Annotated in this window: 12 protein-coding genes and 1 pseudogene; 5 read left to right on the forward strand and 8 right to left on the reverse strand. The window is 73.2% G+C overall.

The window, feature by feature from the left end:
• On the forward strand, window positions 1–1,358 hold a 1,358-nt coding region (gene pdxR, locus RH94_RS35840), incomplete at its 5' end, for a MocR-like pyridoxine biosynthesis transcription factor PdxR (RefSeq protein ID WP_073952468.1).
• 53 nt (window positions 1,359–1,411) lie between these two features.
• On the opposite strand, the gene pip is transcribed toward pdxR, so the two are convergent.
• The gene (gene pip / locus RH94_RS35845; RefSeq protein ID WP_073952469.1) at window positions 1,412–2,374 is read right to left on the reverse strand and encodes a prolyl aminopeptidase; all 963 of its coding nucleotides are present in this window, start codon (window positions 2,372–2,374) and stop codon (window positions 1,412–1,414) included.
• A 48-nt stretch (window positions 2,375–2,422) separates the two neighbouring features.
• Complete coding sequence (locus RH94_RS35850) at window positions 2,423–3,127, reverse strand: uracil-DNA glycosylase (RefSeq protein ID WP_073952470.1); 705 nt, start codon at window positions 3,125–3,127, stop codon at window positions 2,423–2,425.
• A 55-nt stretch (window positions 3,128–3,182) separates the two neighbouring features.
• On the opposite strand from RH94_RS35850, the gene RH94_RS35855 reads away from it, so the two are divergent.
• The gene (locus tag RH94_RS35855) at window positions 3,183–3,647 is read left to right on the forward strand and encodes an RNA-binding S4 domain-containing protein (RefSeq protein ID WP_073952471.1); all 465 of its coding nucleotides are present in this window, start codon (window positions 3,183–3,185) and stop codon (window positions 3,645–3,647) included.
• A gap of 42 nt (window positions 3,648–3,689) precedes the next feature.
• On the opposite strand, the gene RH94_RS35860 is transcribed toward RH94_RS35855, so the two are convergent.
• Window positions 3,690–4,376, reverse strand: a complete 687-nt coding sequence (locus RH94_RS35860; protein WP_107428904.1) for a class I SAM-dependent methyltransferase — start codon at window positions 4,374–4,376, stop codon at window positions 3,690–3,692.
• Between the two features lie 143 nt (window positions 4,377–4,519).
• Here RH94_RS35860 and RH94_RS35865 point away from each other — a divergent pair, with 143 nt between their 5' ends.
• Window positions 4,520–4,774 (forward strand): DUF6343 family protein, encoded by a 255-nt coding sequence (locus tag RH94_RS35865; protein ID WP_073952473.1) that lies wholly within the window; start codon window positions 4,520–4,522, stop codon window positions 4,772–4,774.
• A 25-nt stretch (window positions 4,775–4,799) separates the two neighbouring features.
• Here the strand turns inward: RH94_RS35865 and RH94_RS35870 are convergent, their stop codons facing one another.
• The 4 genes from RH94_RS35870 to rpsA form a co-directional block, all read right to left on the reverse strand.
• Window positions 4,800–5,162 carry a tetratricopeptide repeat protein gene (locus tag RH94_RS35870; RefSeq protein WP_073952474.1) on the reverse strand — a complete coding sequence of 121 codons (363 nt, stop codon included), beginning with the start codon at window positions 5,160–5,162 and terminating at the stop codon, window positions 4,800–4,802.
• 72 nt (window positions 5,163–5,234) lie between these two features.
• Window positions 5,235–5,846: a dephospho-CoA kinase gene (gene coaE, locus RH94_RS35875; RefSeq protein ID WP_073952475.1), complete on the reverse strand. Its 612-nt coding sequence runs from the start codon at window positions 5,844–5,846 to the stop codon at window positions 5,235–5,237.
• An 18-nt stretch (window positions 5,847–5,864) separates the two neighbouring features.
• Window positions 5,865–6,803 (reverse strand): PAC2 family protein, encoded by a 939-nt coding sequence (locus RH94_RS35880; RefSeq protein ID WP_073952476.1) that lies wholly within the window; start codon window positions 6,801–6,803, stop codon window positions 5,865–5,867.
• Window positions 6,804–7,044: 241 nt separating this feature from the next.
• Window positions 7,045–8,535: a 30S ribosomal protein S1 gene (gene rpsA, locus RH94_RS35885; RefSeq protein WP_073952477.1), complete on the reverse strand. Its 1,491-nt coding sequence runs from the start codon at window positions 8,533–8,535 to the stop codon at window positions 7,045–7,047.
• A gap of 363 nt (window positions 8,536–8,898) precedes the next feature.
• Between rpsA and RH94_RS35890 the strand changes: the two genes are divergently transcribed.
• Window positions 8,899–9,720, forward strand: a complete 822-nt coding sequence (locus RH94_RS35890) for a class I SAM-dependent methyltransferase (RefSeq protein WP_234426273.1) — start codon at window positions 8,899–8,901, stop codon at window positions 9,718–9,720.
• 4 nt (window positions 9,721–9,724) lie between these two features.
• Window positions 9,725–12,238 (forward strand): ATP-dependent helicase HrpB, encoded by a 2,514-nt coding sequence (hrpB, locus tag RH94_RS35895; protein ID WP_073952479.1) that lies wholly within the window; start codon window positions 9,725–9,727, stop codon window positions 12,236–12,238.
• 15 nt (window positions 12,239–12,253) lie between these two features.
• On the opposite strand, the pseudogene RH94_RS45705 reads toward hrpB, so the two are convergent.
• Window positions 12,254–13,036: pseudogene (locus RH94_RS45705) on the reverse strand (lytic transglycosylase); the annotation flags it as partial.

A 13,036-nucleotide genomic window follows, 5' to 3' on the forward strand; every position in this document is an offset into this window, starting at 1 on the left:
GCCGCCGCTCCGTGCTCATCCGGGCGCTGCGTGAAGCCGTGCGCGACGGGAGACTGGCCCCTGGCACCCGGCTGCCTCCGTACCGTTCCCTCGCCGCCGACCTCGGCCTCGCCCGCAACACCGTCGCCCAGGCCTACGGCGAACTGGTCGCCGAAGGGTGGCTGGTCGCCCGGCAGGGCTCGGGTACGCGGGTGGCGCCCCGCACCGAGCCGGTCCGGTCCCCGCGCGTACCGAAGACGACGCCCGCGCGTGCGGCGCCACCGGCGCACAACCTCAGGCAGGGGCAGCCCGATGCCGCCTCCTTCCCCCGCTCGGCCTGGCTGGCCGCCGCCCGTCGCGCGCTCACCGCCGCACCCAACGAGGCCTTCGGCCCGGGCGACCCGCAGGGCCGCCCCGAACTGCGCCGGGCACTGGCCGAATACCTGGCGCGTGCTCGCGGCGTGCGAACGTCGCCGGAGCGGATCGTGGTGTGCTCCGGCGTCGCCCACGCGCTGCGGCTGCTCTTCGGCGGCCGAGTCCTGCGTGGCCCGCTGGCCGTGGAGTCGTACGGGCTCGCCTTCCACCGTTCCCTCCTGGAGGAGGCCTCCGTCCGTACGGTCCCGCTCCCGCTCGACGAGCGCGGTGCCCGTACCGACGAGCTGGGGAGCCTCAAAGGGGTACGGACAGCGCTGCTCACGCCGGCGCACCAGTTCCCGACCGGCGGCCCCCTGCACCCGCGACGGCGCGTCAGTGCGGTGGACTGGGCCCGGACCCGTGGTGGCCTGATCCTGGAGGACGACTACGACGGAGAGTTCCGCTACGACCGGGAACCGGTCGGCGCGGTCCAGGGCCTGGACCCGGAGCGGGTCGTCTACATCGGCTCGCTGAGCAAGAGCCTGTCACCGGCGCTGCGGCTCGGCTGGATGGTGCTGCCCGAGCACCTCCTCGTCCCCGTCCTGACGGCCAAGGGCGAGCGGGAGGCCTGGACGAGCGTCGTGGACCAGCTCACCCTCGCCGACTTCATCGACTCGGGGCACTACGACCGCCACATCCGCCGCATGCGCCAGCGTTACCGCGCCCGCCGTGACCGCCTCGTCGCCGCCCTCGCCGCCGGCGCCCCGCACATCACGCCCACCGGCATCGCCGCCGGACTGCACGCGGTGCTGCGCCTGCCACCCGGAACCGAGCGTTCCGTCGTCGAGGCCGCCGCCTCGCGGTCCGTCGCCCTGGACGGGCTCGCCGGCTTCCGCCACCCGGCCGCCACCATGCCCGCCCACGACGGCCTGGTCGTCGGCTACGCCACCCCGCCGGACCACGGCTACGGACCCGCGCTGGAAGCGCTGTGCCGCGTCCTCCCCCCGGCCCCGGCCGGAGGCTGACCCGTCACGCGCGGAGGGCGGCTCGTGTGCACGGACGGCACCGGCGCTGAAGCTCAGCGTCGGGCGTAGTTGTCGGTGGCCGTCACCAGGGCGTCCGTCATGGCCGGGGCGCCCGCGTCGTGGCCGGCCTGGCCGACGGTGATCAGCTCGCTGTCCGGCCAGGCGTGGTGGAGGCGCCAGACGATGCCGAGGAGGTTGCCGAAGTCGAGGCTGCCCTGGACGAGGGTGCCGGGGATGCCCTTGAGGAGGTGGGCGTCACGGAGGACCACGCCCTCGTCGTTGCCCTCGCCGAGGAAGTGGTCGTTGCCGAAGTAGTGGGTGACCGTGCGGGCGAAGGCCGTACGGAAGACCGGGTCCTCGTAGCGCGGGACGGAGCGGGGCGGGGCGGGGATCGTCGCCGTCTCCCAGTCGGTCCAGGCACGCGCCGCCCGTTCCCGGACGGCCGGGTCGGGGGACTCGAGCAGCCGGTTGTACGCGGCGGCGAGGTTGCCGTCGCGGTCCTGCTCGGGCAGCTCGGCCAGGAAGCGCTCGAACGCTTCCGGGAAGATCTTCCCCAGGCCGTGGGTCAGCAGGGTCACCTCGGGGTTCGAGCCGGTCGCGACGCCGGTGAGGACCAGTTCGGAGACGGCGGAGGGATGCGTCTGGGCGTACCGCAGCGCCAGCACCGAGCCCCACGAGGCGCCCCACACCAGCCAGCGCTCGATGCCGAGGTGGCGGCGCAGCAGCTCCAGGTCGGCGATCAGGTGCGCGGTCGTGTTCACGCTCATGTCGGTGTCGTACGCGCTCGCATGCGGCGTGGAGCGTCCGCAGCCGCGCTGGTCGAGCAGCACGATCCGGTAGGCGGCGGGGTCGCAGTAGCGCCGGTAGCCGGGGGTGCAGCCGGAACCCGGGCCGCCGTGCAGCATCACCGCCGGCTTGCCGTGCGGGTTGCCGCAGGTCTCCCAGTGGATGCGGTTGCCGTCACCGACGTCGAGCATGCCGTGGTCGTGGGGTTCGGTCTCCGGATACAGGCCCATCGCGGGAACATAACCGCCGTGCGACCGCCGCGTCGCCTCGTTTCCTCGTCATTTCCTCGTCGGCAGTCCCGCCTCTCGTGCCGCGGTCCGCAGCACGTCCCGGAGCATGGCGGGGGTGAGCCTGCCGGTGAAGGTGTTGCGCTGGCTGACGTGGTAGCAGCCGAAGAGGGTGATGCCGTCCAGGGGGACCCGGGTGGCGTGGGCGAAGGGCGGGCGGGGACGGGGGGTCCTCCAGCCGGCTGCGGCGAAGGCGGGCAGGGCCGCCTGCCAGCCGAAGGCTCCCAGGACGACCGCGGCGCGGAGGGTGGGGCGCAGGAGGGTCAGTTCCTGGACGAGCCAGGGGCGGCAGGTGTCGCGTTCGGTGGGGGTGGGCTTGTTGGCGGGTGGGGCGCAGTGGACGGGGGACGTGACGCGCACTCCGTACAGTTCCAGGTCGTCGTCGGCGGAGGCGGCGGTGGGCCGGGAGGCCAGGCCCACGTCGTACAGGGCCTCGTACAGGACGTCTCCGGAGCGGTCTCCCGTGAACATGCGGCCGGTGCGGTTGCCGCCGTGGGCGGCCGGGGCCAGGCCGATGATCAGCAGGCGGGCGTCCGGGGGGCCGAAGCCCGGTACCGGGCGGCCCCAGTACGTCTGGTCGGCGAACGCGGCCCGCTTGGTGCGGGCCACCTCCTCCCGCCAGGCGACCAGCCGCGGGCAGGCGTGGCAGCCGGTGATCCGCTCATCCAGGGCGGCGAGGCTGCTGGGGTGGTCCATGGGTCCACGGTAGTTTCCCGGGAGGTGGTGGGGTGGTGCGGCTAAGGTCGGACACATGGCTACCCCGAACGACCAGAGCGTGGACCCGAAGACCGCTGCCGCCGTCGCCGCCGCCGAGGCCGCCGGTCCGGCCGCCGGTGAGAACGTGCGGATCGACAGCTGGATCTGGGCCGTCCGTCTGGTCAAGACCCGCTCCCTCGGCGCGACCGCCTGCCGGGGCGGGCACGTCCGGGTCAACGGGGAGCGGGTGAAGCCGGCCCACTCCGTGCGCGTCGGGGACGAGGTGCGGCTGCGGCACGAGGGCCGCGAGCGGATCGTCGTCGTCAAGCGGCTGATCCGCAAGCGCGTGGGCGCCCCCGTCGCCGCCCAGTGCTACGTCGACAACTCCCCGCCGCCCCCGCCCCGCGAGGCCGTCGCCCCCATCGGCATCCGCGACCGCGGCACCGGCCGCCCCACCAAGCGCGACCGGCGCGAGCTCGAACGCCTGCGGGACCTGAGCGCCCGCCCCCGGGAGCGGTGACATCCGCGCCTCATCCCTGCCGCCGCGGCAACCGCGACGACTTCAGCGTGTCCCTTCTCGCACCGCCCTCACCCACACTCCGTCCTCCGTCAGGTACCGGTCCACCGTCAGGCCCGCCTCCGCCAGCGCCTCCTCGAACTGCTCGGTCGTCAGCGGCCGGGAGCGGAACGTCTGGGTCCAGGTCGCGTCCGGGAACACGTACTCCGCGCGCACCGAGTTCACCCCGTCCCCGACCGGCTCCGCCGACAGGATCCGCACCGTGCAGCCGGCGGGGTCGACCCGCTCGCGCGGCACGTTGACGTGATAGTCGCCGCCCTCCCGCTGGATCAGTACGCAGCCGTCCCGGGCGACGTGCCGTGCGCAGGTGCGCAGTAGCCCTCGCCGCACCTCGGCGTCGCCCGCGTGCACGAGGAAGGACGCGAGCATCACGACGTCGAAGGTCTCCCCCAGCTCCAGGTCCTCGATCGGGCTGCATATCGTCCGCGCCCCGCGCACCCGCCGCAGCATCTCCGGGGACTCGTCCACCGCCGTGACGGTGAAGCCGCGCTCCAGCAGCGGGTGGGTCACACGGCCCACACCGCAGCCCAGCTCCAGAATGTGCGCGCCGGCGGGCACGGCCGCGGCGATGATGTCCGGCTCGGTCCCGGCCGGCAGCCGCTCGTACAGCTCCACCGCGCAGCCGTCCGGAGTGATCGCCCCCGGACCCGTCCCCTGATGGCCCTCACGCATTCTCAGCTCCATGCCCGGGCAACGGCCCGCCTCCGCACAGCCGTTCCCCTCCGGGCGTGCTTCACCCGATCGAGTGAGGCCGGTACGGCTTTGGTGCGGATCCCGGGCACGGAGTACGTTGCAAGGAGGAGTGGTGATCGGCTATGCGTACGGGTAGTGAACCCACCACCGCGCGCAGTGCTCTGCGGGCGCGGTTCTGGCTGAGTGTGTGGGGACTGGTCTGGGCGACCTTCGGAACGGTCGTGTTCGTGCTGGTGGGACAGCCCGGATGGGCGGCGGCCTGCGGGGTGCTGTGGCTGGTGATCGCCATTGACCTGACGGTGATCGTGCGGCACATACGGCAGGGGCCGCACTACCAGCCGGGGCGGGACGTGCCGCCGTACTGGCCGCCGGAGTAGGCGTGGGGGCAGGCGCCCGTCGGCGTCAGGTGTCGAAGCGGGCCCGCTGCAGGTACTCCGGGTTCGGGTCCAGCGCCGCCGCCAGCCGGAAGTGGCGCCTGGCCAGGTCGGGGCGGTTCTGCCGTTCGTAGGTGCGGGCGAGCGCGAAGTGGGCGTAGGCGTTGTCCGGCTCACGCTCCAGCACGATCGTGAACTCCAGCTCGGCCGGCCGCAGCTGCGCGGCGGCGAAGAAGGCGCGGGCGCGCAGCAGCCGGGCCGCCGTGTTCTCCGGATGCGCGGCTATGACCCCGTCGAGCAGCTTCACCGCGCCCCGCGGGTCCCGCGCGGCCAGCAGTTGCTCGGCGGCGCGGTAGTCGATGACATGCGTCTCGGGAGTACGTTCGGGCACGGCTGAATCCTTCCCTCGCCGGGATCCTCAATGCCTCGGCCCGGCGGTCGTGTTCCTGCGCTCCTGCTTCCGCTACTTCCGCCCGGGCGTGTGCGCTCTGCGGGTCAGGTCCGTCCAGACCTCCCGTACCCGCTCCTCCAGCCGCTCCAGCGGCACGTCGTTGCCGATCACGATGTCCGCGATCTCCAGGCGCTTCTCTCGCGTCGCCTGCGCGGCCATGCGCGCGCGTGCGTCCTCCTCGGTCATGCCGCGCAGGCGTACGAGGCGGTCGAGCTGGGTCTCCGGGCTCGCGTCGACCACGACGACCACGTCGTACAGGGGGGCCAGGCCGTTCTCCGTCAGGAGCGGGACGTCGTGGACCACCACCGCGTCCCCGGCCGCGGCCTCCTGCAGTGCGCGGGAGCGGGCGCCCACCAGGGGGTGCACGATCGCGTTCAGGACGGCCAGCTTCTCCGGGTCCGCGAAGACGATCGCGCCCAGCCGGGGCCGGTCCAGGCTCCCGTCCTCGGCCAGGACGTCCCGGCCGAAGGCATCCACCACCGCCTGGAGTCCGGGCGTGCCCGGAGCGACCACCTCGCGCGCGATGCGGTCGGCGTCGATCAGCACGGCCCCGCACTCCACGAGCAGCCGCGACACCTCGCTCTTACCGGCTCCGATACCCCCGGTCAGGCCCACGGACAGCATGACCGGAAGCGTATCCGATCAGGCCTCGCCCTCCCGCTCCGCCAGGAAGCGTTCGAACTGGCGGCCGATCTCGTCCGCCGACGGGATGTCGACGGGCTCGGCGAGCATGTTGCCCCGGGTCTGCGCGCCGGCCGCCGCGTCGTACTGGTGCTCGAGGCCCTGGACGAGGGCCGTGATCTCCTCGTCGCCCTCGCGGACCTGCCGGTCGATCTCCGTCTGCGTACGGTGCGCCTCGTTGCGCAGGGAGTGCGCCACGGTCGGCAGGACCAGGCCGGTCGCCGAGGTGACGGCCTCCAGGACCGTGAGGGCCGCGTCCGGGTACGGGGAGCGCGCGATGTAGTGCGGCACGTGCGCGGCCACGCCCAGCACGTCGTGGCCGGCCTGCATCAGCCGGTACTCCAGCAACGCCTCCGCGCTGCCCGGCACCTGCGCCTCCTCGAAGGGGCTGGGGTGGCCCGGCACGAGGTCACTGCGGTTGCCGTGCGGGGTCAGGCCCACCGGGCGGGTGTGCGGGACGCCCATGGGGATGCCGTGGAAGTTCACCGACAGACGTACGCCCAGCCGCTCGACCATCTGCCGTACGGCCGCCACGAAACGCTCCCACTCCGCGTCGGGCTCGGGCCCGGACAGCAGCAGGAACGGCGCGCCCGTCGTGTCCTGGACCAGGCGCAGTTCGATGGCGGGCACCTCGTACCCGGTCCAGCGGTCGCGCTGGAACGTCAGCAGCGGGCGGCGGGCCCGGTAGTCCACGAGCCGGTCGTGGTCGAACCGCGCCACGACCTGGTGGGGCAGCGAGTCCAGCAACCGCTCGACGATCTGGTCGCCGGTCTGTCCCGCGTCGATGTATCCGTCGAAGTGGTAGAGCATGACAAGACCGGCCGACTCCTGGGCCAGCGCCATGTCGACGACCGCCAGACCCTTCGGCTCCCATGCGTACAAACCCTGCGGATCAAGCACTGTGTGATCGTCCCTCCTCGTATCCGTAAGTTCACAACGAGGAACGGCGCTTCGGCATTCCCGCTCCTCGGCCCCCACAGCCAGGGGCGCGTGAAAGCTTTTAAGGGGCGCGGGAGACTGCGCAACCAGCCGCACCGAACTGAAACTCGCAGAAGGCCGATATCCCCCGAACAAACCCGAGGGGCCGCACCTTTTCAGGTGCGGCCCCTCAAACTACCTGCCAAGCCTCAGCGGCAGCGGCTCAGCTCTGGCCTCCGGCCAGCTTCTCCCGCAGCGCGGCCAGCGCCTCGTCCGAGGCGAGCGCGCCGGAGCTGTCGCCGCCCTCGGAGGAGTACGAACCGCCGGACGCGGCCGGAGCGGCGCCCTCGCCACCCTCGGCAGCGGCCTGGGCGTCCGCCTCGCGGGACTTGACGACCTGCGCCTGGTGCTGCTCGAAGCGGGACTGCGCCTCGGCGTACTGGCGCTCCCACTCCTCGCGCTGCTTCTCGTAGCCCGGCAGCCAGTCGTTGGTCTCCGGGTCGAAGCCCTCGGGGTAGATGTAGTTGCCCTGGTCGTCGTAGGACGCGGCCATGCCGTACAGGGTCGGGTCGAACTCCACCGCCATCGGGTCGGCGCCGAAGGACTCGTTGGCCTGCTTGAGGGACAGCGAGATCCGGCGACGCTCCAGGTCGATGTCGATGACCTTGACGAAGATCTCGTCGTTGACCTGGACGACCTGCTCCGGGATCTCCACGTGGCGCTCGGCCAGCTCGGAGATGTGGACCAGGCCCTCGATGCCCTCGTCCACGCGGACGAACGCACCGAACGGAACCAGCTTCGTGACCTTGCCGGGCACGACCTGGCCGATCTGGTGGGTGCGGGCGAACTGCTGCCACGGGTCTTCCTGGGTCGCCTTCAGCGACAGGGAGACGCGCTCGCGGTCCATGTCGACGTCGAGGACCTCGACGGTGACCTCCTGGCCCACCTCGACGACCTCGGACGGGTGGTCGATGTGCTTCCAGGACAGCTCGGAGACGTGGACCAGACCGTCGACGCCACCCAGGTCCACGAAGGCACCGAAGTTGACGATCGAGGAGACCACACCGGAACGGACCTGACCCTTCTGCAGGGTCGTGAGGAACGTCTGGCGGACCTCGGACTGGGTCTGCTCCAGCCAGGCACGGCGGGAGAGGACCACGTTGTTGCGGTTCTTGTCCAGCTCGATGATCTTGGCCTCGAGCTCCTTGCCGACGTACGGCTGGAGGTCGCGGACACGACGCATCTCGACCAGGGAGGCCGGCAGGAAGCCACGGAGGCCGATGTCGAGGATGAGACCACCCTTGACGACCTCGATGACGGTACCGGTGACGATGCCGTCCTCTTCCTTGATCTTCTCGATGGTGCCCCAGGCACGCTCGTACTGGGCGCGCTTCTTCGAGAGGATCAGGCGGCCTTCCTTGTCCTCCTTCTGGAGGACCAGGGCCTCGATCTCGTCGCCGACGGCAACGACCTCGTTCGGGTCGACATCGTGCTTGATCGAGAGCTCGCGGCTCGGGATGACACCTTCGGTCTTGTAACCGATGTCGAGCAGGACCTCGTCCCGGTCGACCTTCACGATGACGCCGTCGACGATGTCGCCGTCGTTGAAGTACTTGATCGTCTCGTCGATCGCTGCGAGGAACGCTTCCTCGTTACCGATGTCGTTGACCGCTACCTGCGGGGTGGTGGCGGTGGTCTCGGTGCTGCTCGTCATGTGGGAAAGGGCTCCGGTACGGACATTGAAGTCGTAGGCACTGCTTACGCCGGGAGCCCGTTTCGCTCTGTAGAAGCCGGACAGCCAAGGAAGCGCCACACGAGACCACTGATGACCACTGGTGGCGCCTCGACAACCGAGGGGACATACAACAGATGCGAGCGCAGCCTGCTCCGTCCGAGGTGCGCAGGCCCGCAGCGCAACTTGTAGCATACGGGGGCAGCCGGGCAGGGTCAATGCGCGAAGCCGCACACCCGGGGCAGATCCCCTCATTCCCGGCACAAAACCCGTCTTGGCGTCGCGCGAGGCGCGTGCCCGCGCGTGGGTTGACGGAAGAGTACGACGAGGGAGCCGATCATCCAAGTGCCCGAATCCTCCAAGGCGGTTGAAGCGTTCGAACCGGAGGCCACCCGGCGTGAGGCCGGTGCGGCGGAGAGTGCCCGGGCCAACCGGGGCTGGTGGGACCGCAACGCGGACGAGTACCAGATCGAACACGGCACGTTCCTCGGCGACGACCGCTTCGTGTGGGGCCCGGAGGGCCTGGACGAGGTGCAGGCGGGGCTGCTCGGCGATCCGGACGGGCTGAAGGGCAGGGACGTCCTGGAGATCGGCGCCGGCGCGGCGCAGTGCTCGCGCTGGCTGGCCGGGCGGGGGGCGCGCCCGGTCGCCCTGGACCTGTCCCACCGCCAGCTCCAGCACGCGCTGCGGATCGGCGGGGCGTTCCCCCTGGTGTGCGCCGACGCCGCCGCGCTGCCCTTCGCGGACGGCTCCTTCGACCTGGCCTGCTCGGCCTACGGGGCGCTGCCGTTCGTCGCCGACCCGCGCGCGGTGCTGCGGGAGGTGCGGCGGGTGCTGCGGCCGGGCGGGCGGCTCGTGTTCTCGGTGACGCACCCGATCCGCTGGGCGTTCCCGGACGAGCCCGGCCCGGAGGGGCTGTCGGTGTCCGCGTCCTACTTCGACCGCACGCCGTACGTGGAGCAGGACGAGGACGGCCGCGCGGTGTACGTCGAGCACCACCGGACCGTCGGCGACCGGGTGCGGGACGTGGTGGCCTCCGGTTTCCGCCTGGTGGACCTGGTCGAGCCGGAGTGGCCGGCCTGGAACACCTCCGAGTGGGGCGGCTGGTCGCCGCTGCGCGGGAGCCTGATCCCGGGGACGGCGATCTTCGTCTGCGTACGGGACTGATCCCGTGATCCGTCACCGAGAGCTGGACGCGCTGCCGGTGCGCGGGGCGCTGCCCGGTCTTCACGACGCGCTGGACGGTCACGGGACCGCCGTCCTGGTGGCGCCGCCCGGTACCGGCAAGACCACGCTGGTGCCGCTGGTCCTGGCGGGACTGGTCGGCGAGGGGCCCGCGCGGCGGGTGGTCGTGGCGGAGCCGCGGCGGATCGCGGCGCGGGCGGCGGCCCGGCGGATGGCCTGGCTGCTGGGCGAGAAGGCCGGCGGGAGCGTCGGCTTCACGGTGCGCGGGGAGCGGGTCGTCGGGCCGCACACGCGCGTGGAGGTCGTGACGACCGGTGTGCTGCTGCAGCGGCTGCAGCGGGACCAGGAGCTGGCCGGTGTGGACGTGGTGGTGCTCGACGAGTGCCACGAGCGGCATCTGGACGCGGACACGGCGGCGGCGTTCCTGTGGGACGTGCGGGAGGCGCTGCGGCCCGAGCTGCGGCTGGTGGCCGCCTCGGCGACCACGGACGCGCAGGGGTGGGCGCGGCTGCTGGGCGGGGCGCCGGTGGTGGAGGCGCACGGCGTGTCGCATCCGGTGGAGGTGGTGTGGGCGCCTCCCGCGCATCCCGTACGGCCGCCGCACGGGATGCGGGTGGACCCGGCGCTGCTCGCGCACGTGGCGTCGGTGGTGCGGCGGGCGCTCGCCGAGCGGGACGGGGACGTGCTGTGCTTCCTGCCGGGGGTGGGCGAGATCGGACGGGTCGCGGGGTGGCTGGGGGATCTCGGCGAGGTCGGCGGTGTGGACGTGCTCCAGGTGCACGGGCGGGCGCCGGCGGACGTGCAGGACGCGGTGCTCTCGCCGGGGCGGCGGCGCCGGGTGGTGCTCGCCACGTCCGTGGCCGAGTCGTCGCTGACGGTGCCCGGGGTGCGGGTGGTGGTCGACTCGGGGCTCGCGCGGGAGCCGCGGGTGGACCACGCGCGCGGGTTGAGCGCGCTGACGACGGTACGGGCCTCGCGGGCGTCCGGGCGGCAGCGGGCGGGGCGTGCCGGGCGTGAGGCGCCGGGGACGGTGTACCGGTGCTGGGCGGAGGCCGAGGACGCCCGTCTGCCGGCCTTTCCGGCGCCGGAGATCAGGGTGGCCGACCTGACGGCGTTCGCCCTTCAGGCGGCCTGCTGGGGCGATCCCGACGCTTCCGGGCTGGCGCTGCTGGACCCGCCGCCGGGCGGGGCGATGGCGGCGGCGCGGGAGGTTCTGGGGGCCGTGGGGGCGGTGGACTCCGCCGGGCGGACCACGGAGCGGGGGCGGTCGCTGGCGCGGCTGGGGGTGCATCCGCGGCTGGGGCGGGCGTTGCTGGACGCCGGCGCCTCCGGCGGGGTCGAGCGGGCCGCGGAAGTTGTCGCCCTGCTGAGTGAGGAGGTTCCGCGGGAGTACGGGGACGACCTTGCCGCGGCTCTGCGGGGCGTGCGGCGTGGGGGTGACGCGTACGCGTCGCGGTGGCGGAGCGAGGTGCGGCGGCTGCGGGCCGTCATGGGGGAGGTCTCCCGTCCGGCCGCCCGTCTCACCGGTTCGCACGCGGACGCCGGGGTTGTCGCCGCTCTGGCGTTTCCGGAGCGGGTGGCCCGGCTCGACGGCGGGTCGTACCTCATGGTCTCCGGGACGCGGGCCGAGCTGCCGGAGGCGTCCCCTCTGCACGGGGAGCCGTGGATCGCCGTCGCCGTGGCCGACCGGCCTGTGGGCAGGAGTCACGCGCGCGTGCGGCTCGCGGCGGCCGTCCCCGAGGACGTGGCCCGCCTCGCGGCCGGGGCGCTGTACGAGGAGCGGGACGAGGTGCGCTGGGCGGACGGGGACGTCGTCGCCCGGCGGGTCGAGCGGCTGGGCGCCGTGGAGCTGTCGGCACGACCGCTGACCGACGCCGATCCCGCCCTCGTGCGGGAGGCGCTGCTCGAAGGGCTGCGGCAGGAAGGCCCGGGGCTGCTGCGGTGGTCACCGGAGTCCGCCGTACTGCGGCAGCGCCTCGCGTTCCTGCGCCACCACCTGGGCGAGCCATGGCCCGACGTGTCCGACGGCGCGCTGCACGCGCGCGCGGAGGAGTGGCTGGAGCCGGAACTCGGGCGGGCCCGGCGCCGCGCCGACCTGGCCCGCATCGACGCCGGGCGGGCACTGGCCCGGCTGCTCCCCTGGGCCACCGGCGACGCCGCCCGTCTGGACGAGCTGGCCCCGGAACGGATCACGGTACCGAGCGGCTCCCGCGTCCGGCTGGACTACGCGAACCCCGAACAACCCGTCCTGGCCGTGAAGCTCCAGGAGATGTTCGGCCTGGCCGAGACGCCCGCCGCGGCCGGCGTGCCCGTCCTCGTCCACCTGCTCTCCCCCGCCGGCCGCCCCGCCGCCGTCACCGCCGACCTCGCCTCCTTCTGGACGAGCGGCTACCGGGACGTACGGGCGGAGCTGCGCGGGCGCTACCCCAAGCACCCCTGGCCCGAAGACCCCGCGACCGCGCGGCCGACCCGGCACACCAACGCCCGGCTCAGGCGCTGACCGCTCGGGCGTCGGCTACGAGGATGCCGACGGGCTCGGCGACGGGTCCGCCGGTTCCACCTTCAGCTCCACCGTCAGCGTCGCGCCGCCGGTGGTGGTGATGCGGAGCAGGAACGTGCCGGTGGTGTCGTCGTCCGCGTACAGCTTCGGGAGCTTCAGGAGGCCCTTGGCGTCCGTCCGGAGGTCCTTCAGGGTGCGGACGGGGTTGCCGTCGGCGTCCTTGAAGTAGGGGCCCTTGCCGTTCTCGGTGGGGTCCTCGTCCGACGTGATCAGGGTGGCGGTGGCCGCGACCTTGTCCGCGGCGGCGCCCTTGTAGGTGGCCCTGACCTCCACCTCGTCGGCGAACTCGCCGCCCGGCGTGCAGGTCAGCGGGGTGTCGGAGGTGCGGGCGAGGGCGTCGGCGGCGCGCTCGGTGACGGTGGCCGTGTAGCCGACGGCGGGCATCATGCGGCCGACCACCGCCGCGCGGACGGTGAAGTCGCCCGTCCTCTCGCCCGCGTGGAGCGCGGGCGCCACCGCCACGCCCGAGGCGTCCGTGACGACCGTGGCGACCTTCTCGCCGCCGGTGAAGGCGGCGTCGGTGTCGCCGGTGATCGTGAACCGGATCCGGACCTTGCCGACCGGCTTGCCGTCCTTGGTCTCGGCGCGCGTGCCGATCCTCTCGGAGAACGTGTCGCCGGCCATGGCGGAGAGCTTGCCCGTGCCCGCGTCCTCGAGGTGGTGCACGGTGTCGGTGGCCGTGGGCGGCGGGGTGGGACTGCCCGGGGCGGGCTCCTCCGGGGTGGCCGGCGGGGCCGG

It is taken from the genome of Streptomyces kebangsaanensis (assembly GCF_001906585.1).
GTDB classification, from domain to species: domain Bacteria; phylum Actinomycetota; class Actinomycetes; order Streptomycetales; family Streptomycetaceae; genus Streptomyces; species Streptomyces kebangsaanensis.

What these genes read in the sequence shown, in the direction of transcription:
- pip (WP_073952469.1), bottom strand. Translation starts at nt 2,374, where the DNA reads ATGGGCCTGTATCCGGAGACCGAACCCCACGACCACGGCATGCTCGAC.
- RH94_RS35850 (WP_073952470.1), bottom strand. Translation starts at nt 3,127, where the DNA reads ATGGACCACCCCAGCAGCCTCGCCGCCCTGGATGAGCGGATCACCGGC.
- RH94_RS35855 (WP_073952471.1), top strand. Translation starts at nt 3,183, where the DNA reads ATGGCTACCCCGAACGACCAGAGCGTGGACCCGAAGACCGCTGCCGCC.
- RH94_RS35860 (WP_107428904.1), bottom strand. Translation starts at nt 4,376, where the DNA reads ATGCGTGAGGGCCATCAGGGGACGGGTCCGGGGGCGATCACTCCGGAC.
- RH94_RS35865 (WP_073952473.1), top strand. Translation starts at nt 4,520, where the DNA reads ATGCGTACGGGTAGTGAACCCACCACCGCGCGCAGTGCTCTGCGGGCG.
- coaE (WP_073952475.1), bottom strand. Translation starts at nt 5,846, where the DNA reads ATGCTGTCCGTGGGCCTGACCGGGGGTATCGGAGCCGGTAAGAGCGAG.
- rpsA (WP_073952477.1), bottom strand. Translation starts at nt 8,535, where the DNA reads ATGACGAGCAGCACCGAGACCACCGCCACCACCCCGCAGGTAGCGGTC.